Raw genomic sequence first — 26,497 nt, 5'->3', positions numbered from 1 at the left:
GAGAAGCTGCTCGGATATCTGAAGCGGGTGACCAGCGAACTGCGCCACACGCGGCAGAAGCTGGACGCGCTGGAGTCCGCGGGCCAGGAGGGCCGGGAGCCGCTCGCGATCGTCGGCATGGCCTGCCGCTTCCCCGGCGGCGTGACCTCGCCCGAGGAGCTGTACCGGCTGGTCGCCGACGGCGTGGACGCCGTCTCCGGCTTCCCCGTGGACCGGGGCTGGGACCTCGACGGGCTCTACGACCCCGAGGGCGAGCGCCCCGGCACCAGCTACACGCGGCAGGGCGGATTCCTGCACGACGCCGCCGAGTTCGACCCGGCCTTCTTCGGCATGTCCCCGAAGGACGCGCTGGTGACCGACCCGCAGCAGCGGCTGCTGCTCCAGGCGTCGTGGGAGGCGCTGGAGCACGCCCGTATCGCCCCCGGCTCGCTGCGCGGCAGCGCCACCGGGGTCTTCGCCGGGGTGATGTACAGCGACTACGGGACGCGGCTGGGGCACGACACGGGCGGCTACGAGGGCCACCTGTTCACCGGGAGCCTGCCGAGCGTGGCCTCGGGCCGCGTCGCGTACACGCTCGGGCTGGAGGGCCCGGCGGTGTCGGTGGACACCGCGTGCTCGTCGTCGCTGGTATCCCTGCACCTGGCCGCGCAGGCGCTGCGCGCCGGGGAGTGCTCGCTCGCGCTCGCGGGCGGCGTGGCCGTGATGTCCACGCCGAGGACGTTCGTGGAGTACGCGCGCCAGCGCGCCCTCTCGCCGGACGGCCGGTGCAAGGCGTTCTCGGACGCGGCCGACGGCACGGGCTGGGCCGAGGGCGTGGGCATGCTCGTCCTCGAACGGCTCTCCGACGCCCGCGCCAACGGCCACCGGGTGCTGGCCGTGCTGCGCGGCTCCGCCGTCAACCAGGACGGCGCCTCCAGCGGCCTCACCGCGCCCAACGGCCCCGCCCAGGAACGGGTGATCACGCAGGCGCTCGCCGCGGCCGGGCTGGCGCCCGCCGACGTGGACGCGGTCGAGGCGCACGGCACCGGCACCGTCCTCGGCGACCCGATCGAGGCGCAGGCCCTGCTGGCGACGTACGGCCGCGACCGTACGGAGCCGCTGTGGCTGGGCTCGCTCAAGTCGAACATCGGCCACGCCCAGGCGGCGGCCGGGGTCGGCGGCGTGATCAAGATGGTGACGGCCCTGCGGCACGGCGTCCTGCCCAGGACCCTGCACGCCGAGGAGCCCTCGCGGCACGTGGACTGGTCGTCCGGGGCCGTCGAACTCCTCACCGAGCGGCGCGAGTGGCCGGAGCACGGCGAGGGGCGGCCGCGCCGGGCCGGGGTCTCGGCCTTCGGCGCGAGCGGCACCAACGCGCACGTGATCGTCGAGCAGCCGCCCCTGGAGGACCCCGGTTCCGACGACGGTTCCGGCGACGGGCCCGACGCGTCCGCCGCGCCCGCCGGGCCCGTGCCCGTCGTCGTCTCCGGCGCGACCGGCGCGGCGCTGCGCGCCCAGGCCGCGCGGCTGCTGGAGCACGTCGAGGCCGACGCGGACGTACGCCCGGCGGAGCTGGGGTACTCCACGGTGACGACCCGGACGGCGCTGGACCACCGGGGCGTGGTCGTCGCCGGGGACCGGGCCGAACTCGTGGAGGGCCTCGCGGCGCTGGCCGGGGGCGAGCCGCTGGCGCGCGTGGTCGAGGGGCACGTGGTCCCCGAGGCCGGCGCCGTGTGGGTGTTCCCCGGCCAGGGCGCGCAGTGGGCCGGGATGGCGCGGGAACTGCGCGCCGCGTCCCCGGCGTTCGCCGCGCGGCTGGAGGAGTGCGAGCGGCTGCTGAGCGCGCACGTCGACTGGTCGCTGACCGACGTCCTCGACGACGAGGACGCGCTCGCCGAAGTGGACGTGGTGCAGCCCGCGCTGTGGGCCGTCATGGTCGCGCTGGCCGAGGCGTGGCGCGCCGCCGGACTGGCGCCGTCCGCCGTGGTGGGCCACTCGCAGGGCGAGATCGCCGCCGCCTGCGTGGCCGGGGCGCTGTCCCTGGAGGACGGCGCGCGGATCTCCGCGCTGCGCAGCCGCGCCCTGCGGGCCCTCAGCGGCACCGGCGGGATGCTGTCGGTCGTCGCCTCCCAGGAGTGGGTGCGGGAGCGGATCGAGCCCTTCGGCGACCGGATCTCCGTCGCCGCGGTGAACGGCCCGAACACCGTCGTCGTCTCCGGGGACCCGGACGCGCTGCGGGAGTTCGGGGTCGTGCTGTCCAAGTCCGGGGTGATGCGCTGGAACGTGCCCGGCGTGGACTTCTCCGCGCACTCCGCGCACGTGGAGGCCCTGGAGGAGGAGCTGGCCGGGGTCCTCGCCGGAGTGGCTCCGCGCCGTACGGAGGTGCCGTTCTGGTCGACCGTGACGGCGGGCCCGCTCGACGGCACGGAGCTGGACACCGCGTACTGGTACCGGAATCTGCGGGAGCCGGTGCGCTTCGAGGAGACCGTACGGGCCCTGGTCGGCGCCGGGTTCGGGCTGTTCGTGGAGGTCAGCGCGCACCCGCTGCTGACCACGGCGGTCGAGGACACCGTCGACGCGCTGAACGACGCGCCGGACGGCGCGCAGAACGGGATCCCGGCCGGGGGCGTCGTCGTGGCGGACACGCTGCGGCGCGAGGAGGACGCGGTCCGGCGTTTCCTGCTGTCGATGGCGCGGCTCCACGCGCACGGCGTCGCGGTCGACTGGACGCACGCCTTCGACGGCACCGGCGCCCGCGCCGTGGACCTGCCGACCTACGCCTTCGCGCGGACGCCGTACTGGCTGGCGGCTCCCGCGCCGCTGCTGGGCGCCCCCGTCGAACTCGCCGACGGCGAGGGCACGGTGCTCACCGGACGCCTCTCCCTGCGCAGCCACCCCTGGCTCGCCGGGCACCGCGTACGGGGCCGCGTCGTGGTGCCGGGGACGGCGCTGCTGGAGATGGCGTTCCAGGCGGGAACGGCCTGCGGCAGCCTGGACGGCGGCCCGAGCGGCGGTCCGGACGGCGGTCTGGACACGGTGGAGGAACTGTCGCTGCTGGCACCCGTGTTCGTGCCAGAGCGGGGCGAGACCGAGGTCCAGGTCCTCGTCGGGCCCGCCGGGGACGGCGACGGGCAGCGGCCGTTGCGGGTGTACGCCCGCGAGGCCGGGTCCGACGCGGCGTGGGAGCTGCACGCGACCGGCGCGCTCGGCGGGCCCGCGGGCCCCGAGGCGGACGACGCGGACGACGCGGACCTGGCCGCCTGGCCGCCCCCCGGCGCCGAAGAGGCCGACCTCTCCACCTGGTACGAGGACCTGGCGGCACGCGGCCTGGAGTACGGGCCCGGTTTCCGGGGCCTGCGGGCCCTGTGGCGGCACGGCTACGACCTGTACGCCGAGGTGGCGCTGCCCGAGCCCGTACGCCCCGCGCTGCTCGACGCGGCGCTGCACGCCGCGCTCGACCTGGAGACCGAGCCCGCGCTGCCGTTCTCCTGGAGCGGGGTGCGGTGGCTGGACGCGGACGCGGCGGCGGAGCCGACGGGCCTGCGGGCGCGTGTCTCGCTGCTGGAGGACGGCTCTGTCTCCCTGCGGATCACCGACGCCACCGGGCGCGGCGTCCTGGCCGCCGACTCCCTGACGCTGCGCCCGCTGAGCGCCGCGCGCCGGGCCCTCGCGGGCGGCGACGCGCTGTTCGCGCTGGACTGGGTGCCCGTCCGGGCCGACGCCGGGGCCGACATCGAGGGCTCGGACCTCACGGGTGTCACGGTGCTGCGCTGCCCCGACGCCGAGGGCGACACGGGCGAGCGGATCCGGGCCGCGACGGCCGACGTGCTCGGACGGCTCCAGGCCTGGCTGGCCGAGGACGAGGAGGGCGACGGGCGACTCGTCGTGGTGACCGGTGACGCCGGGGCGGACCCCGCCTCCGCCGCCGTCCGGGGCCTCGTACGCTCCGCGCGGACCGAGAACCCCGGCCGGATCGTGCTCGTCGGCACCGACGACCCGGACGGACTGGACGCGGCGCTGCCCGCCCTGCTCGCGACCGGCGAGCCCGAACTGCTGGTGCGAGACGGGGAGATAAGCGCTCCCCGTCTCGTACGGGCGACGCTGCCCGGGGAATCGGAGGAGCCGGAGGAGCCGGAGGAGCCGGCCGGTCCCGCGTTCCCCGCCGACGGCACCGTGCTGGTCACCGGGGCCTCCGGCACGCTGGGCGGGCTGGTGGCCCGGCACCTGGTGGCCGCGCACGGCGTGCGGCACCTGCTGCTGGTGAGCCGCTCCGGGGCGCCGGGACTCGCCGAGGAGCTGACGGCGGACGGCGTGACGGCGAGGTCCGCCGCGTGCGACGTCGCCGACCGCGACGCGCTCGCCGCGCTCCTCGCCTCCGTTCCCGGCGACCGCCCGCTGCGCGCCGTCGTGCACGCCGCCGGGACGCTGGACGACGGCGTGATCGGCTCGCTCACCCCGGAGCGGCTGGACACGGTGCTGGCGGCGAAGGCCGACGGCGCCCGGCACCTCCACGAACTCACGCGGGACGCGGACCTGTCCGCCTTCGTGCTCTTCTCCTCGGTCGCCGCCACGCTCGGCACCGCGGGCCAGGGCAACTACGCGGCGGCGAACGCCGCGCTCGACGCGCTCGCCCACCACCGCCGCGCCGAGGGCCTGCCCGCGCTGTCGCTGGGCTGGGGCCTGTGGGCCGAGCGCAGCGCGCTCACCGGCGGCCTCGACGCGGCCGACCTGGCGCGGCTGGCGGGCGCGGGCGTACGGCCGATGGCGGCCGAGGAAGGGCTCGCGCTGCTCGACGCGGCGCTCGACGCCGCGCGCGGCGACGGCCGCGCCCACCTGCTCCCGGCCCGGCTGGACCCCACGGCGCTCGACGACGGGGAGGGCTCCGTCCCGCACCTGTTCCGGACGCTCGCCCCGGCACGCCGCCGGCGCCCCGCCCGTACGGCAGGGGCCGTCCCGGCCGTACGGGGGGCCGCGCCCGGCGCCCCGGCGGGCGACGGGCTCCAGGGGATGTCCGGCGCCGAACGCGAGCGCTTCGCCGGTGACCTGGTGATGCGCGAGGTCGCGGCGGCGCTCGGGCACGCCTCGGCCGACGACATCGACCCCGACGCCGACTTCCACCGGCTCGGCTTCACCTCCCTCAGCGCGCTGGAGCTGCGCAACAGGCTCGCCGCCCGCACCCGGCTGCGGCTGCCCGCGACGATGGTCTTCGAGCACCGCACGCCGAGGCGGCTGACGGACTACCTCGCGGGACGGCTGTCCGGCGCCGGACGGCGGCCCGCCGAGGCCTCCGCCGAGCCCACCACGCCCGTCGGGGACGCCGTGGACGCCGTGGACGACGGCATCGCGATCGTCGGCGTCGCGGGCCGCTATCCGCAGGCCGGTACGGTCGGCCGCCTGTGGGAGAACCTCGCCGCGGGCCGGCACGGCATCCGCGAGGTCCCCGCCGACCGCTGGGACGCGGACGCGCACCACGACCCGAGCGGCACCCGGGGCTCGTACAGCAAGTGGGCGGGCTTCCTGGACGACGTGGCCGCGTTCGACCCGCTCTTCTTCCACATCTCGCCCGCCGAGGCGGAGGCGATGGACCCCCAGGAGCGGCTGTTCCTGGAGACCGCCGCGGCGACCCTGGAGGACGCCGGTTACCCGGCGGCCCGGCTCGCGGCGCAGGGCCCGGTCGGGGTCTTCGCCGGGGTGATGAGCAACGACTACGCGTGGATCGGCGGCGAGGCGAACGCGCTCGGCGTCCCGAACGACGCGCACTCCCACCACTGGTCGGTCGCCAACCGCGTCTCGTCGTTCTTCGACTTCACCGGCCCGAGCCTCGCGGTGGACACCGCCTGCTCGGCCTCGCTGACCGCGCTCCACCTGGCGTGCCAGAGCATCCGCTCCGGCGAGTGCGCCGCGGCGCTCGCGGGCGGCGTCAACCTGATCCTGCACCCGCACCACCTGCGCAGCCTCTCGTGGGCCGGGATGCTCTCGCGGGACGACCGCCTCAAGGCGTTCGGCGCGGACGCGGACGGCTTCGTGGACGGCGAGGGCGTCGGGGCCGTGCTGCTCAAGCCGCTCGCGGCGGCGGTCGCCGACGGCGACCGGGTGCTCGGCGTCATCCGCGGCTCCGCCGTCAACGCGGGCGGGGACGCGGGCGGTTACACGGTCCCGAAGGCGTCGGCGCAGGCCGAGGTGGTGCGCGGGGCGCTGACCCGCGCCGGGTTCGCGCCCGGCACCATCGGCTACGTCGAGGCCCACGGCACCGGCACCCACCTGGGCGACCCCATCGAGATCGCGGGTCTGGTCGAGGTGTTCGGCGGCGGCGAGGAGCGGGGCGCCGGGCTGCCGCCCGTGGCGCTCGGCTCCGTGAAGACCAACATCGGCCACCTGGAGGCCGCGGCGGGCATCGCGGGCCTGACGAAGGTGCTGCTCCAGTTCCGGCACGGGAAGCTCGCGCCGTCCCTGCACTCCGAACGCCCCAACCCGGAGATCGACTTCGGCGCCACCCCGTTCGCCGTGCAGCAGGAGCTGGCGCCCTGGGAGCGGCAGGAGCTGCCCCGCCGCGCCCTCGTCAGCTCCTTCGGCGCGGGCGGCGCCAACGCCTGCGTGACGCTGGAGGAGTACGTGCCGGCCGAGGTGCCGGAGCCCGTGGACGACGGACAGGAGCAGGTCCTGGTCCTCTCCGCGAAGACCGAGGACCGCCTCCGGGCCCGCGCGGCCGACCTCGCGGCCCGGCTGCGAGCGGAATCCCCGACGGAGACGGCGACGGGGCCGGGGACGGGTTCGGCGGCGGAGACGGCGGCGGACGGGGCGCGGGAGGAGGCCGGGCGGCTCTGCCTGCGGCTCGCCGCCGACCTCGCCGATGTGCCCCTCGACTCCCTCGGCCTCGCCGACGACCTGGTCGACTGCGGCTTCGGACTGGCCGAGCGCGCCCGCTACTTCGCCTCGCTCGCCGAGGAGCTGGGCGCGGAGCTGCCCCCCGCGGCCACGGCCGCCGACACCCTCGGCGCCGTCGCCGAGGCCGTGGCGCCCCTGATGCCGTCCGCCGCCGGTGACGAGGTCGCCGTCGATCCCGGGCTGCGGCTCGCCGACGTCGCGCACACCCTCCAGTCGGGCCGTACCGCCTACGAGTTCCGGCTCGCCCTGACCGTCGGTTCGCTCGCCGAGGCCGTACCGGCGCTGGAGGCGTACGCCGGGGGCCGCGCCACCGACGAGGTGCGTACGGGACAGGTCACCCGCCTGGGCACGCGGCCCGGCGCGGACGAGGCCCGTGCCCTGGACGAGGCGCTGGCCGCACGGGACCTGGCGGCGGTCGCCGGGCACTGGCTGGCCGGGGCCGAGGTCGAGTGGGCCCGGATCACCCCGGCGGGGGCCCGCCGGATCGAGCTGCCGGGCTACCCGTTCGCCCGTAAGCACTGCTGGATCCCGCAGCCGCACGCCGCTGCCGCGACCGCTGCCGAGGCCTCCGCCGCCGTCTCCTCGTCCGGTGCCGCGCCCGGTGTCGATCCCGGCGTCGCGCGCGTCCTCGACGGGTACGCGGCGCTCGACGCCGCCTCGGTCGCCGGGGTGCTCGCCGCCTACCGGAGCATGGGCGCCTTCCTGGAGCCGGGGGAGCGGCACGAGGCCGAGGAGCTGCGCGGCAGGCTCGGGATCAGGGACAAGTTCGCCCGGCTGCACCGGGCGCTGCTCGGCTTGCTCGTGGACGCGGGCTATCTGACGCGCGACGGCGACGAGGTCACCGCCACGGCCGAGGCCGTCCGCGCGGACGACTGGGAGGCCGCGTTCGACCGCGCCGTGCGGGACTGCCCGGACGTCGCGCCGACCGCCGCGCTCAACCGCGCGTTCCTGCACGCGTATCCCCGGCTGCTGCGCGCCGAACTCGTCGGGACCGAGGTCATGTTCCCCGACGCGTCGATGGAGCTGGTGCGGGACCTGTACAAGGGCAATCCGCTCACCGACTTCTTCAACGGGCTCGTCGCCGACCGCGTCCTGCGCCGCACCGAGGCCCGGCTGCCGCTCCTCGCGGACGGCGAGAAGGTCCGGATCGTGGAGCTGGGCGCGGGAACGGGCGCGACGACCGAGAGCGTGCTGCCCGTGCTGGACGGCCACGCCGACCGCGTCGGCTACACGTTCACCGACATCTCGCCCCGCTTCCTGGAGCACGGCCGCGAGCGCTTCGCCGCCGGGCACCCGTACGTCGGCTTCGAGCTGCTCAACCTGGAGCGCGAGCTGTCCGAGCAGGGCGTCGCGCCGGGCTCGGCCGACGTGGTGATCGCCACCAACGTCGTGCACGCGACCCGGAACCTGCGCGCCACGCTGCGCAAGATCGGGGAACTCCTCCGGCCCGGCGGCCTGCTGGTGCTCAACGAGCTGACCACCATCCGCCCGTACCTCACCGTCGGCGGCGGCGTCATGGAGGGATGGTGGGCCTTCGAGGACAGCGAACTGCGCGTCCACGGCGCCCCGCTGGCCCCGCCGGAGGTCTGGACGCGGCTCCTCCGGGAGGAGGGGTACGTCGGGGCCGAGGCGCTCGGCGCGGACGCGGCCGATCTGGGGCAGCGGGTCCTCGTCGCGGAGTGCGCGGCGCCCGCACCGGCGGCCGTACCCGGCCCCGCGCCCGCCGCCGTGCCCGCCGCGGTGACGGCCGCCCCTGAGACGGCCGCCTCCGGCGCGGGGGTGCAGGAGCGGCTGCGCGAGCTGCTGGAGCGGATCCTCAAGCTGGACGAGCCGATCGACCCGGACCGCTCGCTGGGGGACTACGGCTTCGACTCGCTGAGCGGACTGCGGATCGTGTCCGCCGTGGACGAGGAGTTCGGCGTCGCGGTGCCGCTGGACGAGTTCTTCGAACGCCCGACGCTGCGCGAACTCACCGTCCACCTCACCTCGGACTGGCTCGCCGACGCGGCGGCGGAGACCCCCGCCACGGCCGTTCCCGCCACGGCCGTTCCCGCCGCGACCGTGCAGCCCGCGCCCGTGGTGTCGGCCCCCGTCGTGGCCTCCACGGCCGCGGACGAGGCACGCCGCGTGCTGCGTCCCCGTACGGACGCCACGGACGCGGAGGCGTCCACGCATCCGATGACCGAGGGGCAGCGGGCCCTGTGGGTGATCGAGCAGATCGCGCCCGGCAACCACGCCTACAACCTGCCGCTCGCCTTCTGGCTCGACCCGGGCGTGGACGTGCTCGCCCTGCGCGTCGTCCTCCAGGACCTGCTGGACCGGCACGAGGAGCTGCGCGCGACGGTCCGTACGGAGGACGACCGGCCGTACGTCCGTATCGCGGCCGGGCCCGAACTCCCCTTCCGGCAGGTCTTCCTCACCACCGTCTCCGACGACGACCTGCGCGCGCGGCTGCGTGCCGACATGCGCGAGCCCTTCGACCTGACGGACGGGCCGCTCGTGCGCGCCACGCTCTACAGCCTCGGCGACGGCAGGCAGGCCCTGCTGCTGGACGTCCACCACCTGGTGCTCGACGGGGTGTCGATCCCGCTGCTGCTGGAGGAGATCGACAGCGGCTACCGCGCGCTGCGCGAGGGCCGCCCGCTGCCGGGCGTGCGCCCGGAGCGTACGTTCGCCGACCACGCGCGGGAGCAGCGCGAGCTGCTCGACGGGCCCACGGGCGAGCGGCTGCGCGCCTACTGGACCGAGCGGCTGCGCGGCCGGGAGACGGCCGTGCCGCTGCCGCTGGACCGGCCTCGCCCGGCGGTGCCCGGGTTCCGGGGCGCCAGCGTCGAGGGCCGCGTGCCCGCCGAGGTCTCCGAGCGGGCCCGCGCGCTGGCCTCGGGGGAGCGCACCTCGCTCTCCAGCGTCATGCTCGCGAGCTTCTTCGCGCTGCTGCACCGCTACAGCGACCAGGCCGACATCGCCGTCGGCACCCCGACCGCGAACCGCCCGGCGAGCGGCTACGACGACGTGCTCGGCTATTTCATGAACATGGTCGTCGTCGCGGACCGGGTCGAGGGCGACGAGCCCTTCCGCGAGCTGGTCCGCCGGCTCCACCGCACGGTGCTGGGCGCGCTGGAGCACAGCGCGTACCCGCTGCTCACGCTCACCGAGGACCTGCGCCGCGAGGCGCACGGTGGTGCGGGCGGCCCGGGCGGTGCGGGAGCCGGGGGCGCGCTCTTCGACGTCGCGTTCTACTTCCACAACTGGGTCCGCGACATCCGCACCGACGGCCTCGTCGGCGACCGGGTCGAAGGCGTGCACCAGGAGGGCGAGTTCCCGCTCACCCTCGACCTCGTCGACAGCCCCGAGGGCTGCCGCTACACGCTCAAGTACGACCCCGACCTCTTCGACGCGGACACGGTCGAGCGGCTCGGCGCGCACTTCGTCACGCTGCTCGCCTCCGCCGTCGCGGCCCCCGGCACCGCCGTCGGCGCCCTCGACCTGCTGACGCCCGCCGAGCGCGCCGCGACCGAGGCGCCCGCGCCCGCCGACTACCCGGCCGACAAGCTCGTCTGGGACCTGGTCCGGAGCCAGGCCGAGGCCCGGCCCCGCGCGGTCGCCGTCCGCGACGAGAACGGCGAACTCACCTACGGCGAGCTGCGCGAGCGGGTGGAGGCGCTCGCCGACCGGCTGCGCACCGCCGGGGTCGGCAGGGGCCGCACGGTCGGCGTCCTGCTCCCGCGCGACGCCGGACTGCCCGTGGCGCTGCTCGCGGTGCAGGCCGCCGGGGGCACGTACGTCCCGCTCGACCCGGCGTACCCGGAGGAGCGGCTCGCGTACATGGCCGAGGACGCCGGGCTGCACCTGCTGCTCACGCACCCGGCCGTGGATGCCGACTGCGGCGGCACGGTGCCGCGGATGGTCCCCGGCTCCGGGAGCGAGCCGCCCGCGGCGCCGTCGCCGGGCGCCTCCGGGCCCTCGGACACCGCGTACGTCATCTACACCTCCGGCTCGACCGGCAGGCCCAAGGGCGTGGCCGTCCCGCACCGCGCGCTGACCAACTTCCTCTGGTCGATGGCCCGCGAGCCCGGCTTCGGGCCCCGGGACACGCTGCTGGCGCTCACCACGGCCTGCTTCGACATCTCGGGCCTGGAGCTGTACCTGCCGCTGATCACCGGCGGCACCGTCGAGATCCTGCCGACCGAGGTCGCCCAGGACGGCATACGGCTGCGCGAGGCCGTCGAGCGGAGCGCGCCCACGGTCGTCCAGGCGACGCCCGCGACCTGGAGCATGCTGCTCGCCGCGGGCTGGCGGGGCGACCCCGGCCTCACGGTGCTGTGCGGCGGCGAGGCGCTCCCCGCCGACCTGGCGGAGCGGCTCCTCGCGGGCAACGGCGCGGTGTGGAACCTCTACGGGCCCACCGAGACGACCATCTGGTCGGCGGCGTGCCGCCTCGCCCCCGGCGAGCGGGTCACGATCGGCGAGCCGATCGCCAACACCGCGCTGTACGTGCTCGACAGCGCCCGCAGGCCGGTCCCCGCCGGGGTGCCCGGCGAGCTGTACATCGGCGGCCACGGGGTGGCCGAGGGCTACCCGGGGCACCCCGAGCTGACGGCCGAGCGCTTCCTGGCCGACCCGTTCGCCGCGTCCCCCGGCGCCGACGCGCGGATGTACCGCACGGGCGACCTCGTGCGGCGGCTCGGCGACGGGCGGATCGAGCACCTGGGCCGGATCGACTCGCAGGTCAAGGTGCGCGGCCACCGCGTGGAGCTGGAGGAGATCGAGGCGGCGCTGCGCCGCCTGGACGGCGTCCGCGACGCCGTGGTGGTGGCGCGCGGCCGGGGCGGCGGCGACCGTTCGCTGCTGGCCTGCTACGTACGGGACGACGGCGGCGCCGACCCGGACCGCGAGCGCCTCGCGGACTGGCTGCCCGCTTACATGCTCCCGGACGTGCTGATCCCGGTCACCGGCTTCCCGCACACGCTCAACGAGAAGGTCGACCGGACCACCCTGGCCACGCTGCCGCTCGCCGAAATCCGCGCCCGCTTCGGCGACTCCGCCGACGCCGACGCCGGTGCCGGACAGCCGGAGGCCCCGGCGCCGACCACGGGCGGCTCCGGCCGCGTGGGGGCGCTGCGGGCCGAACTGGCCGCCCACGTCGCGCGGCTGGCGGGCGTACCCGCCGAGGAGATCGGCGCGCACACCCCCCTCGGCGAGGCGGGGATGAACTCGGTGGGCTTCACCGCGCTCAGCGCCGCGCTGCGCGCCGACTACGGCATCGAGGTCTACCCCACGCTCTTCTACCGCCGGGGCACTCTCCAGGCGCTGGCCGAGCACCTGTGGGACCGGTTCCCGGCGGAGCTGACCGCACGGTTCGGCACGGCGGCCCAGGCCACGGAGGCGCCGGTCACCGAGGCCCAGGCCACCGAGGCGCAGGACGTTGCGGTACGGGCCACGGCCCCGGCCGTACGGCCCGAGGGCGGCGGCGACATCGCCGTCGTCGGGATGGCCGGGCGGCTGCCGGGCTCGGAGGACCTGGCGGAGTTCTGGGAGCACTTGGCCGCCGGGGACGATCTCGTCCGGGAGGTTCCCGAGGGCCGCTGGGAGGGGCGCGGCACTTCGGACGGCCGCCCCCACCGGGGCGGGTTCCTGGACGACGTGGACCGGTTCGACGCGGCCTTCTTCGGGATCTCCCCCCGGGAGGCCGAGCTGATGGACCCGCAGCAGCGGCTGCTGCTCGAAGCGGTCTGGTCGGCCGTCGAGGACGCGGGCTACCGCCCGTCCGACCTCGCGGGCAAGCGCGTCGGGGTCTTCGTCGGCGTCGCCAACAACGACTACCTGGAGGCGCAGCGGGCCGCGGGCAACGGCCCGCAGGCGCACACCGCGACCGGCTCCGCGCTGTCGATGATCCCGAACCGGGTCTCGTACCTGCTGGACCTGCGCGGCCCCAGCATGGCCGTGGACACGGCCTGCTCGGGCTCGCTGACCGCCGTCCACCAGGCGTGCGCCGCGCTCCAGGACGGCACCTGCGACCTCGCGCTCGCGGGCGGCGTGAACCTCATCCTCACCCCGTCCGTCTACGAGGTCCTGGGCCAGGGCGAGATGCTCAGCCCCGACGGCCGCTGCAAGGCGTTCGACAGCCGGGCCGACGGCTATGTGCGCGGCGAGGGCGTCGGCGTCGTCCTGCTCAAGCCCGCGGAGCGGGCGGCGCGCGACGGCGACGCCCCGCACGCCGTGATCAAGGCGGCCGTGGCCAACCACGGCGGCCGGACCACCTCGCTCACCGCGCCCAACCCGGACGCGCAGGCGGACCTGCTGGTCGACGCGTACCGCACGGCCGGCGTCCTGCCGGAGACCGTCGGCTACATCGAGACGCACGGCACCGGCACCGCGCTGGGCGACCCGATCGAGACCGCCGGGCTGTCGGCCGCCTTCCGGCGGCTGCGCGCGGAGCGCGGCACGGACGGGACGGGCGGCACGGACGCCGCTTCTCCCGGCTGCGCCATCGGCTCGGTCAAGACCAACATCGGCCACCTGGAGGCCGCAGCGGGCATCGCCGGGCTGTTCAAGGCCGTGCTCGCGCTGCGGCACGGCACCATCCCCGCCAGCCTGCACTTCCAGGAACAGAACCCGTATCTGGAGCTGGACGGCGGCCCGTTCGAGGTGGCCGCCACCGCCCGGGACTGGCCGCGGAGGCGCGACGCCGACGGGCGCGAGACGCCGCGCCGCGCCGGGGTCAGCTCCTTCGGCTTCGGCGGGGCCAACGCGCACATCGTGCTGGAGGAGTCACAGATGCCGGACGCCCGTGAGGAGGGGAGCACGGAGCAGGCGTACGTGCTCTCGGCCCGTACCCCCGAGGCGCTGCGCAGCGCGGCGCGACGGCTCGCCGACCACCTGGAGACCCGGGACGACGTCCCCGCGGGCGCGCTCGCGTACACGCTCCAGACGGGCCGCGAGCCGATGGCCCACCGGCTCGCCGTCGTCACGGACGGCGTCGCGGGGCTGCGGTCCGAGCTGGCCGCGCACCTGGACGGCCGCCCCTCGGCGGTCCGTACGGGACGGGCCGCGCGCAGCGCCCCCGAGGGCCTCACCGCGAGTCGCGACGGCCTCGACGCCGCCGTGGACGCGTGGCTGACGGGCGCCGAGGTCGACTGGGAGCCGCTGCACGAGGGCACCAGCCGCCGCCGCGTCCATCTGCCCGGCTACCCCTTCGCCCGTACCCGGCACTGGTTCACGCCGGAACGGGCGGCGGCCGTCGAGGAGCCGCGCCCGCACCCGACGCTGCTCGACAGGGCCACCGTCTCCGAGGGCGGCGAGCGGGTCTTCGAGAAGACGCTGACCGGCGGGGAGTTCTTCCTCCGCGACCACGTCGTGGGCGGCGATCCCGTGCTGCCCGGTGTCGTGTACCTGGAGATGGCCCGGCTCGCGGGCGACCTCACCGCCTCCTCGCCCGTACGCGGCGTCGAGGGCCTGGTGTGGGCCGCGCCCGTGCGGCTGCCCGAGGGCGCCGGGGAACGGCGGCTGACCGTCCGCCTCGACGCCGCACGCGACGGCGATGTGCCCTTCGAGGTGCACAGCGCGGAGGGCGGCGCACGCGGACACGCGCGCGGCACCTTGCTGTTCGGCGAGTCCGGGGCGCGTCCGGCCCGTACCGACGTCGCGTCCGTACGGCGCCGCTGCGCGGACGTGCGTACCGGCGCGAGCTGCTACGCGCTCTTCTCCCGGCGGGGCCTCGACTACGGCCCCGCGTTCCAGGTGATCGACGAACTGGCCCTGGGCGAGGACGAGGCGCTGGCGGCGCTGCGGCTGCCCGTGGAGCGGACGGGGGACGCGGACGCGTACGTCCTGCACCCCTCGCTGCTCGACGCGGCGCTGCAGACGGCGGGCATGCTCGCGTCCGGCGCCGACGACTCCGCGCGCCCGCTGCCGTACCTGCCGTACGCGCTGGGCGCGGTCCGGATCCACGCGGCGCTGCCCTCGCAGATGTACGCGTACGCCACGCCCTCCGCGCGCCCGGCCGCGCCGGGGACGCTCTGCTACGACGTGACGCTGCTGGACCGCACCGGCGAACCGGTCGTGTCGCTGGACGCGTTCACGCTGCGCGAGGTGCCGACGGACCAGGCGGGCCGGACGGAGCACGCGGACCAGGCGGAGCAGGCGGGGGACGCGGTGCGGGGCTTCGAGCCGTACTGGCAGCCCGCGCCCGCCGCGCGTGACGCGCTGACGGGGAACGTCCTCGTCCTCGACGCGGCCTCCGGCGGCTCCGGCTCCTCCGAGGGCTCCGGCGCCTCCGAGGGCTCCGGCGCCTCCGAGGGCGACGCCGTGTGCGCCGCGCTGACCGCCGCGGGCGCCACGGCCCGGCGGGTCGCGCTCGGCGCGGACTTCGACCCCGGCACGGTGCTGCACGGCGACGCCGCCCCCACCCACGTCGTGCACCTGGCCGGTCCCGGCGAGGACCCGGGCGGGGCCGTCGAGCACGGGTTCCACACCGCCGTCGCCTTCCTCCAGGAGTGGCAGCGGCAGCGGCGCGGCGCCCTGCGCTACCTCTACGCGCTCCAGGAACCGGCCGCCTCCCCGGCCCACCCGGCCATGGCCGCCTTCGCCCGCTCCGTACGGCTGGAGCACCCGGCGATCGACTTCGGCGTGCTGACCGTCGCCTCCGGCTCCCTCCCGGACGCCGTGGCCGCCGAACTCGGCGCCCCGGGCGAGCCCGAGGTCCGGATCGACGCGGCGGGCAGGTCGCGCCGGTCCTGGCGCGAGGCGGGCCTCCCGTCCGCCGTCCCGGCACCCGGCGGCTCGGCGTTCACGGGCGAGGGCGCCCATGTGATCACCGGCGGCACCGGCGCGCTGGGCCTGCTGCTCGCCGAGCACATCGCGCGCGTACGGTCCGAGGCCGGGACGGCCCGGGGCGGCATCGTGCTCGTCTCCCGGAGCGAGCCGGGGCCCGAGGCCCGCGACCGCGCCGAGGCCGTCGGCGCCCGGATCGTCCGCGCCGACGTGGCCGACGGCGCGGCCGTACGCGCGCTGCTCGCTGACGCCCGTACGGCGCACGGCGCGGTCTCCGGCGTCCTGCACGCCGCCGGGGTGCTCGGCGACGGGCTGCTCCAGCGCATGGACCGCGCCGCCGCCGAGGCCGTGCTCGCGGCCAAGGTGCACGGGACGGTGCTGCTGGACGAGGCGACGCGGGAGGACGCGCTCGACTACTTCGTGACGTTCTCCTCGGCCGCCGCCGCGTTCGGGAACGCGGGCCAGATCCCCTACGCGTTCGCCAACGCCTTCCTCGACCACTTCGCCGAACGCCGCGAGGAGGCCCGGCTCCTGGGCGAGCGGCACGGCCGTACGTTCGCCGCCGCCTGGCCGGTCTGGGCCGACGGCGCGATGCGGATCGCGCCCGCCGCGCAGGAGTACGTGGACCGGGTGCTCGGCATGCGCCCGCTGCGCACCGCGCCCGCGCTGGAGGCCCTGGAACGGGCCCTCGCCGGTACGGCCCCGAGGCTGCTGCTCGCGCCCGGCGACCCCGCCCGCATCCTCACCGCGCTCGACGGCAGGTCCGCGCACACCGCCCCGGCGGCCTCCCCCTCCGCCGCCGCCCCGGAGCCGGCGGGCGGCGGCGTGCGGGAGCGGGCCGAGCGGCTCGTGCTCCAGATCCTCGCGGAGGAACTCAAGCTCCCCGAGGCCGACATCGACCTCACCGAGTCCTTCGACCACTACGGCGTGGACTCGCTCATCACCATGAGCGTCACCCAGCGGCTGGAGCAGCGCTGCGGCCCGCTGTCGAAGACGCTGCTCTTCGAGTACGTGACGGCCGAGGAGCTGATCGACCACCTGGCCGGGGCGCACCCGGACGCGTTCGCGGAGACGGGTGCCGCCGCGCCCGCCGTCGTGGAACCGGCCCCGTCCGTGACCGCCGTCGTGGAGCCGGAGACCGGGGAGGAGCGCGGCGGCGACGAGATCGCGATCATCGGCGTCGCGGGACGCTATCCCCGGGCCGACGACGTGGACGAGTTCTGGCGCAACCTGCGCGCGGGCGTGGACGCCATCGAGGAGATCCCCGCCGACCGCTGGAACCACGACCGGTTCTACGACGCGGACAAGAACGCCACCGGCAAGACGTACGGCAAGTGGGGCGGATTCCTGCGCGGCGCCGACCGGTTCGACCCGCTCTTCTTCCGGATGTCGCAGATCGAGGCCGAGCACACGGACCCCCAGGAGCGGGTCTTCCTGGAGACCGTCTGGCACCTGCTGGAGGACGCCGGGTACACCCGCGAGAGCCTGCGCGGCTCCCGTACGGGCGTGTTCGCGGGGATGATGTACGGCCAGTACCAGCTCTACGGTGTCCAGGAGGCGCTGCGGGGCGAGGGGCTGCCGCCGCACTCCTCGTACGCCTCGGTGGCCAACCGGGTCTCGTACTTCTTCGACTTCACGGGCCCCAGCGTCGCCCTGGACACGATGTGCTCCTCCGCGCTGGTCGCCATCCACCAGGCGTGCCAGGCCATCCGCGACGGCGACTGCGAGACGGCCGTCGCGGGCGGCGTCAACATCTCCACGCACCCCGCGAAGTACCTCCAGCTCGCGTGGCGCGGCTTCCTCTCCGAGGACGGCCGCTGCCGCAGCTTCGGCGAGGGCGGCACGGGCTACGTCCCCTCGGAGGGCTCCGGCGCCGTGCTGCTCAAGCGGCTCGACGCGGCGCGCGCCGACGGGGACCGGGTGCTGGCTGTCGTCAGGTCCAGCGCCGTCAACCACGGCGGCACGGGGCGGGGCTTCAACGTGCCCAGCCCCAAGGCCCAGGGCGACCTCGTGCGGACCGCGCTGGACCGGGCCGGGCTGCGCCCGGCCGACCTCGACTACATCGAGGCGCACGGCACCGGCACGGCCCTCGGCGACCCCGTCGAGATCACCGGCCTGCTGCGCGCGTTCGACGGCGACGTGCCGGACCGGCTGCCCATCGGCTCGGTCAAGTCCGGCATCGGGCACGCCGAGTCGGCGGCCGGGATCGCGGCGGTCACCAAGCTGCTGCTCCAGATGCGGCACGGGGAGTTCGCGCCGTCGCTGCACGCCGACGAGCTGAACGGGAACATCGACTTCGACGCGACCCCGTTCGAGGTCCAGCGGGAGGCGGCACCCTGGCCGCGCCGCCTGCGTGCGGACGGCACGGAGCTGCCGAGGACGGCGGGCGTCAGCTCGTTCGGCGCGGGCGGCACCAACGCGCACGTGATCCTCCAGGAGCCCCCCGTCGCCGCCCCCGCCGCTCCGGCGGCTCCGGCGGGCCCGTCCGGGCCGCAGCTCGCCGTGCTGTCCGCGCGCGACGCCGACCGGCTGACCGAGCAGGCACGCCGTCTCGCCGCGCATCTGCGTGCCGAGGGAGCCGAGTTCGCGCCGCGCGACGTCGCGTGGACGCTCCAGACCGGGCGCGAGGCCATGGCGCACCGGCTCGCGGTCCGCTTCGACACCCTGCACGGGCTGGCCGCGCTCCTGGACGAGTACGCCGCGGGGGCCGCCCCCGCCGGCACCTGGACCGGCGTCGTCGATCCCCGCAGGCCCACCCGGGGCGAGCACCCGCACCCCGACCCCGCGTCCTGCGCCGAGGCCTGGACGGCGGGCCAGGTGATCGACTGGCCCGCCCTGCACGCCGCCCCCCGCCCGTCCCGCGTCCCGCTGCCGGGCTACCCGTTCCTCGGCGACCGCGTCTGGCTCGCGGCGGCGGACGCGGAACTCGCGGCGCTGGAGCGCTCCGCGCAGCACGCCGAGCCTTCTGCCGCCGTCGGCGGCACGGCGCCCGGCGCGGCGTCCGCCGCCGATACCGGCCCGGGGGCCGGGCTCGGCACCGGGCTCCTGGCGGCGACCGCCGCCGGTTCCGGCGTGCCCGCCGCGTCCGGCGGCGATGGCCTGTCCGGCGTGGGGCGGGACGTCGTCCTTGCCGCGTCCGGCGAGGCGTCGCGCTCCGGGGTCCTCCTCGTCTCCGACTGGGTCCCCGCCGACCCGCCGGCGAGGCGCCCGCTGCCCGGGCGTACCGCCGTGCTCGTCGCGCCCGGGACCGAGGCGCTGGCGGCGCGGGTGGCGGCCTCGCTGCCGGAGGCCGAGCTGCTCACGTCCGGGCGGATGGAGGAGGAGCTGGCGGCCCCCGGCACCCGGTGGGAACGGTTCGACGCCGTGGTGGACCTCGCGGGGTGCGCCGGGAGCGCGTCGCCCGTCGACCGCCGGGCGCTCGGCACCTGGCTGCGCTGGCTCCAGCACGTGGTCGACCGGGGCGCGCGGGACCTGCGCGTGCTGCTGGCGTCGCGGCCCGGGGCCGGAGGCGGCCACGGGGGCGCGGCCCGGGTGGGGCTGTACCGCATGCTGCAGAGCGAGTACCGGCACCTGCGCTCCCGCCACGCGGACCTCGGCGCCTGCGCCGACGAGCAGGCGTGCGCGCGGATCGCCGACGAACTCGCCCTCGACGGCGAGGAGCCCGAGGTCTCCTACCGCGAGGGCGGCGTACGCCACCGGGCCGTGCTGCGCGAACTTCCGCGGCGGGAGGACGCCCTTACGCCCCGCGTCCCCGACGGGCACGTGCTCTGGGTGACCGGCGGCACGCGCGGCCTCGGCCTGCTGACCGCCCGCCACTTCGTCGCGCGGCACGGCGTGCGCAAGCTCGTGCTCACCGGGCGCGAGGAGCTGCCCCCGCGCGCGGAGTGGCCCGCGCTCCTCGACGGGGACACGGCGCTCGCCCGCAAGCTGAAGCCCCTCGCCGAACTCGCCGACCAGGGCGTCGAGCTGGAGGTCCTCGCCGTCCCCCTGGACGACGCGGACGCGCTCACCAGGGCCCTGGCCGGGGTCAGGCGCACGCTCGGACCGGTCGGCGCGGTCGTGCACTGCGCCGGGGCGACCGACGAGGAGAACCCGGCCTTCGTCCGCAAGACGCCCGAGGGCGTGGAACGGGTCGTCGGGCCGAAGGTCTCCGGCCTCGACGCGCTGCTCGCCTGCTTCCGCGACGAGCCGCTGAGCTTCTTCGCGCTGTACTCCTCGGTGACGGCCGCCGTCCCCGCGCTCGCCGTCGGCCAGAGCGACTACGCGCTGGCCAACGCCTACCTGGACGAGGTCGCCGCGGCCCGCCCGTACGCGCTGCCGCTCGTCAGCGTCCGCTGGCCGAGCTGGCGGGACACCGGCATGGGCGAGGTCCGCAGCGCCGCCTACCGCGCGTCCGGACTGGCCGCGCTGCCCGACGCGGAGGGCCTCGCGCTCCTCGACCGCGCGCTGGCCTCCGGCGAGCGCGTCGTCCTGCCCGCGCTCGTACGCCCGGACGCGGACGGCTGGAGCCCCGGGCCGCTCACGGCCCGCCGCCTGGAGACGGCGGCACCGACGCCGACGCCGACGTCGGAGAAGACACCGACGGGCGCGGACGGTGACCCGGAACTCCGGGGGGCGCGGGACGCCGTGGCCTCGTGGCTGCTCGACCGGCTCGCGCTGGAGCTGCGGTTCGACCGGGCGCGGCTCGCGACGAACGTGCCCGTCCAGGACTTCGGCATCGACTCGATCCTCGTCACCCAGCTCGTGCAGACCTTGGGCAAGCAGCTCGACGTGTCGCTCGACCCGTCGGCGCTGCTGGAGTACCCGACGGCCGACGAGTTCGCGGCGCACCTCGCCGAGGAGTGCCCGGACGAGCTGCGCGCCGTCTTCGGCGGACCGGCGGTTTCCGCCCCCGAGGCCGTACGGGCGGAGACCACCGCCCGTGCAGTGACTACGGCCGCCGCGCCCGCCGTTTCCGCCGCGCCCGCCGGGGACATCGCGGTCGTCGGGCTGTCCTGCCGGTTCCCGGGGGCCGCGTCGGCGGACGCGTTCTGGGATCTGCTCCGGCAGGGCCGTACCGCGCTGCGTCCGCTGCCCGCCGACCGGTTCGGGGGGCTCGACGGCTACCACGCCGGGCTGCTGCCGGACGAACTGCGCTTCGACCCCGAGGCGTTCCTGCTCTCCGAGGCAGACGTCGCGGCCATGGACCCGCAGGCGCTGCTGCTCCTCGAAGAGGTCAGCCGGGCCGTGCACCACGCGGGTTACCGGCCGGAGGAGCTGAAGGGGCGCCGCGTCGGGGTGTACGTCGGCGGGCGGGCGACCCGTACGCCGGACGACGCGCTCGTGGACCGCGCGAAGAACCCCGTCATGGTCACCGGGCAGAACTACCTGTCCGCGAACATCTCCCAGTTCTTCGACTTCCGCGGCCCCGGCATCGTCGTCGACACGGCCTGCTCCTCTGCGCTCGTGGCGATGGACATGGCCGCGCAGGCCCTGCGCGCGGGCAGCGTCGAGTCCGCGGTGGTCGCCGGGGTGAACCTGCTCGCCGACGACCGCGCGCACCAGCTCTTCGCCCAGCGCGGCCTGCTCGGCGCCGGCCCCGCCTTCCACCTCTTCGACCGCAGGGCCTCCGGGCTCGTCCTCGGAGAGGGCGCGGGCGCCGTCGTCCTCAAGCCCCTGGAGCGGGCGCGGGCCGACGGGGACCGGGTGCTGGCCGTCCTCAAGGGCATCGCGATCAACAACGACGGCCGTACGGCGGGCCCCGCGACCCCGAACCTGGACGCGCAGAAGCAGGTGATGGCCGACGCGCTGGAGGCGAGCGGCCTCAGCGCCGAGGACATCGGCTGGGTCGAGGCCAACGGCTCCGGATCCGCCGTCACCGACCTGCTCGAACTCAAGGCCGTGCAGGCGGTCTACGGCGCCGGGGCGGGCGCGGACCGCGCGGTCTCGCTCGGCTCGGTCAAGCCGAACATCGGCCACCCGCTGGCGGCCGAGGGCATCGCCGCGTTCATCAAGGTCGTCCTGATGCTGCACCACGGCGAGCAGGTGCCGTTCGGCTCGGGCCAGGAGCCGCTGGACCACTTCGACATGGCCGCCTCGCCGCTGGACTTCCCCCGGGAGGCCCGGCCGTGGCCGGGGAGGAGCGCGCTCGCCGCGCTCAACTGCTTCGCCGACGGCGGCACCAACGCCCACGTCCTGCTCGCCCCCGCGCCCGCCGACGGGGCCTCGCCCGCCACGAGGGCGCCGCTGCCGGAACCCACGCTGAACCGGAGGATCGTCATCCGAGGAACCACTGACCCCGCCGCCGCCCCGGAGTCCGCCGCCGCGGAGTCCGCTCCCGCGCCCGCCGCACCGGCCGCCGGCCTGTTCTGGGACACGTACCGATGAGCGCGGCCGGGACGGAGCGCCCCGTCGTCTTCGCGTACTCCGGGCAGGGCTCGCAGTACTACGGCATGGGCAAGGAGCTGTACGACGCCAACGCGGTGTTCCGCGAGGCGCTGGACCGCTACGACGAGGTCGCCGGGGAGGCACTGGGGGAGTCCGTGCTCGCCCGGATCTTCGACCCGGCGAAGCCGCGGAACCATCCGCTGCTCGACACCCGGATCACGCACCCGGGCATCGTGATGATCGAGCTGGCGCTGACGGAGACGCTGCGTGCCGAGGGCATCGAGCCGGACCTCGTGCTCGGCTGCAGCCTCGGCGAGTACGCGGCGGCCGTCGTCTCCGGCAGCCTCGACGCGGCCGACTGCCTGCGGCTGCTGGTGCGCCAGGCCGAGCTGGTGGGCGCGAGCGCGCCCGGCGGCATGCTCGCCGTGCTCACCACGCTCGACGTGCTCGACCGCGTGCCCGAGCTGCGGGTGTGCGAGATGGCCGCGCACAACTACCCCGGCAGCTTCGTCGTCTCGGGCCCGGAGGAGGACCTGGCCCGCGCCGAGTCGGCGCTGCGCGACGCGAACGTGCTGCACGTACGGCTGCCGGTCGAGTACGCCTTCCACTCCCGCCTGATGGACGAGGCCCTCGACTCCTGCCGCTCCACCTTCGACGGCGTGACGCTCGCGCCGCCCCGCATCCCCTGGGTGTCCTGCGTGGACGGGGAGACGGTCGGCGACGTCACCCCCGAGCACTTCCGGCGCGTCGCCCGGCGGCCCATCGAGTTCGAGCGCGCCGCCACGGGCCTGCTGGAGCGGGGCGACCACCTCTGGCTGGACCTCGGGCCCGCGGGGACCCTGCACAACTTCCTCCGCCAGCTCGCCCCCGAGGGCTCGGGCACGGAGTCGCTGCCGCTGCTCAGCCAGTTCGAGAAGGACACCGACCTCCTCGAAGCGGTCCGTGCCCGCGCTCCCCGTACGCCACGTACGGGGAGTACGCCACGACGGAAGGACCCGGTCATGGACGACGCCGCCCAGGAGTCCCGTCAGGTGAAGGTCTACGGCTTCCCCGGGCAGGGCTCGCAGCGCCGGGGCATGGGCAAGGAACTGTTCGCGCGCTTCCCCGAGGAGACCGCGCTCGCCGACGAGGTGCTCGGCTACTCGATCGAGGAGCTGTGCGTCCGGGACCCCGAACGCCTCCTGGCCCGCACCGAGTACACCCAGCCCGCGGTCTACGTCGTCAGCGCCCTGTCGTACCTGGACCACATCGCCCGGGACCCCGAGCCGCCGGACTATCTCGTCGGGCACAGCCTCGGGGAGTACGCGGCGCTCTTCGCCGCCGGGGTCTTCGACTTCGCGACGGGCCTGCGGCTGGTGCTGCGGCGCGGCGAGCTGATGGCCGCGGCCGACGGCGGGTCCATGGCCGCGGTCGTCGGGGTCGACGAGGAGACCGTCGCGCGGCTGCTGGACGACCCCGCGCTGGCCTCCCTGGACCTGGCCAACCACAACGCCCCGGACCAGTTCGTCGTCTCCGGCCCCGCCGAGGGCATCGACGCGGCCTGCGCCGCGTTCGAGGCGGCGGGCGCCCGTACGGTACGGCTGCACGTCAGCGCGCCGCTGCACTCCCGCTATATGCGCGGCGTCGCCGACCGGTTCGCGCCGTTCCTCGACGGCTTCACGCTGCGCGCGCCGCGGATCCCCGTGCTGGCGGGCGTCGACGCCGTGCCGTACACGGGGGAGACGGTCAAGGAGCGGCTGACGGCGCAGATCGCCTCGCCGGTCCGCTGGACCCGGGTCGTACGGACGCTGATGGGCGAGGGCGGCCTCGCGTTCACCGAGCTGGGCCCGGGCCGGGTGCTCACCAAGCTGGTCGACCGCATCACGACGACGGCGGAGCCGCTGACGTCCCCGGAACCGGAACCGGAGCCGGAGCCGGAGCCGGCCCTGGAGGAACCGGAGACGGAGCCCGTGCCCGGACCCGTGGCCGTCACCGCCGACAGCCTCGGCGCGGCGGGCTTCCGCGAGCGGTACGGGCTGCGGCGCGCGTACGCCGTGGGCTCGATGCACGGCGGGATCTCCGGCCCCGAGCTGCTCCGCGCCACCGGCAAGGCGGGGCTGCTGGGCTTCCTCGGGACCGGCGGGCTCTCCCCGGACGAGGTCGAGCGGCAGCTCGGCGAGGTGGAGCCCGGCGCTGCCACCGGCGTCAACTTCCCGCACCGGCACGGCGACCCGCGGCAGGAGGCGGCCCTCGTCGACCGGCTGCTGCGGCACGGCGTGGACCTGGTCGAGGCGTCCGGCTTCCCGCTGGTCACCGAGGACCTGGTGCGCTTCCGGCTCAAGGGCGGCCGGATCCTGGCGAAGGTGTCCAGGACGGACGCAGCGGCCGCGTTCCTCGCGCCGCCGCCGGGCCCGCTGGTCGCGCGGCTGCGCGCGGCGGGCGCGGTGACGGAGGCCGAGGCGCAGGCGGCGGCGTCCCGTCCGATGGCCGACGACCTGTGCGTCGAGGCGGACGGCGGCTGGCGGTGCGAGGGCGCCGACCTGATGACGCTGCTGCCCGCGGTGCTCCGGCTGCGGGACCGCGCCGCCGTGCCGGGCCACCGGGTGCACGTGGGCTGCGCGGGCGGGATCGGCACCCCGGAGTCGGCCGCCGCGGCCTTCCTCCTCGGCGCCGACTTCGTCATGACCGGCTCGGTCAACCAGTGCTCGGTCGAGGCCGCCACCAGCGACCACGTCAAGGACCTGCTGAACGAGGCGCAGGAGTACGACGTCGTCACCGCCCCCTCCGAGGACCTGTTCGCGCTGGGCGGCCGGGCCCGCTATCTGAAGCGCGGGCTGTTCTTCCCGGCCCGCGCGGAGAAGCTGCACGAGCTGTGGCGCGGACACGCCTCGTACGCCGCGCTCGACGAGGAGACCCGGGCGCAGGTCCTCGGCCGCTACCTCGCGGGCGGGCACCCCGCGCCCCCGGTGCCGGGCGGCGCCGACCCGAAGGGCGAGCTGGCGGAGCTGTTCCGCGGCTATTTCGCGCGGGGCTTCCGCCTCGCGGTGACCGGCGAGCGCAGCGCCAAGGTCGACTACCTCGTCCACTGCGGACCGGCGATGGGCGCCTTCAACCAGGCCGTCGCGGGAACGGAGCTGGGCCCCTGGCGGGCCCGGACGGTCGAGGCCATCTCCGACGTCCTGATGGAGGGCGCGGCAGCACACCTCACGGCCCGGCTGCGGGGCTTCGAGGCGGAGCGACGGACGTACGCGAAGAAGGAGGAAGGCGCTCGATGACGACCGTGCCACGGGACCGGACCGTGATCTTCAACCCGTTCACCAGGGAGTTCATGGAGGATCCCTATCCGCACTACGCGGAGCTGCGCAGGGAGGTGCCCGTCCACCACCACCCGGGCGGCTTCTGGATGCTCTCGCGCTACGACGACGTGTCGGCCCTGCTGCGCTCGGACCTGTCCGTGGAGCAGCGGCACGTCGCCCCGGGGCCGTTCCGCGACGCGTACGCGCGGGCGGGGGTCAGCGAGAAGCCGCGGCTGAAGGGCCTGGCCCTGCTGGACCTGGACCCGCCGGACCACGACCGGCTGCTGAAGCTGGTCAAGAAGGCGTTCACCACCCGCGCCATCAGCTCGCTCGAACCGATGGTCCACGGCCTCGTCGACGAGGCCCTCGACCGGGTGGCCGCCGAGGGCGGGGGCGACCTGGTCGAACTGCTCGCGTTCCCGCTGCCGTTCACCGTGATCGGGCGGATGCTGGGGATGCCGCCGATCGACACCAAGCATCTGCGGATGCTCACCAGCCTGGTGATGCGCTCCGTCGAGCTGACCACCGACCCGGAGGTCATGCGGGTCATCGAGGCGGCCGACGTCGAGGTCTTCGAGCTGATCAGCGACGCGGTGCAGCGGAAGCGGAAGGAGCCCGCCGACGATCTGCTGACCGCCCTCATCGCCGCCGAGAGCGACGGGGACAAGCTCACCCACGACGAACTGGTCGCCCAGGTGACCATGCTCTACGTCGCGGGCTACGAGACCACCGTCAACCTGATCTCGGGCGGCGCCCTGTCCCTGCTGCGCAACCCGGACCAGTTCGCGCTGCTGCGCGCCGAGCCGGACCTCACGGCGAACGCCGTCGAGGAGATGCTGCGCTACGAGCCGCCCGTGCACACCAGCAGGCGCGTGACGCTGGAGCCGTACGAGGTGGGCGGGCATGTGATCCCGCCCGGCTCCTTCATCCTCGCCAACCTGGCCGGGGCCAACCGGGACGAGGAGTTCTGGGGGCCCGACGCCGAGGAGTTCGACGTGCGGCGGGAGAAGGCCCGGCGCCAGCTCTCGTTCGGCAGCGGCATGCACCACTGCCTGGGCGCGCAGCTCTCCCGCATCGAGGGCCGCCTCGCGATCGGCGAACTGGTCCGCCGCTTCCCCGACATGCGCATGTCCGGCGAGATCGAGTGGAACGGCCTGCGCAGCCTGCGCGGCCTCGCCCACCTCCCGGTCGAGGTGTGAACGGCCCCTCTGCCGACGTCC

Annotated in this window: 2 protein-coding genes and 1 pseudogene; all 3 read left to right on the top strand. The window is 76.0% G+C overall.

The genetic code is table 11. The features are described from left to right. Positions 1-24: 24 nt before the first annotated feature. Positions 25-22,002 (top strand): annotated as a pseudogene (locus ABD343_RS03285) (amino acid adenylation domain-containing protein); the annotation flags it as partial. Further along, entirely contained in the window at positions 21,999-25,256 is a 3,258-nt protein-coding gene (fabD, locus tag ABD343_RS03280) for an ACP S-malonyltransferase (protein ID WP_344523716.1), read from the top strand. The pseudogene ABD343_RS03285 and the gene fabD, both read left to right, overlap by 4 nt. Further along, positions 25,253-26,476 (top strand): cytochrome P450, encoded by a 1,224-nt coding sequence (locus ABD343_RS03275; RefSeq protein ID WP_344523714.1) that lies wholly within the window; start codon positions 25,253-25,255, stop codon positions 26,474-26,476. Before fabD ends, ABD343_RS03275 begins: the two co-directional genes overlap by 4 nt. The last annotated feature ends 21 nt before the right edge of the window (positions 26,477-26,497 follow it).

The sequence above is a fragment of the Streptomyces albiaxialis genome (assembly GCF_039530985.1).
GTDB classification, from domain to species: Bacteria; Actinomycetota; Actinomycetes; order Streptomycetales; family Streptomycetaceae; genus Streptomyces; species Streptomyces albiaxialis.
The sequence above is the reverse complement of the archived record's forward strand: the minus strand, read 5'-3'. Positions and strand labels throughout refer to the sequence as shown.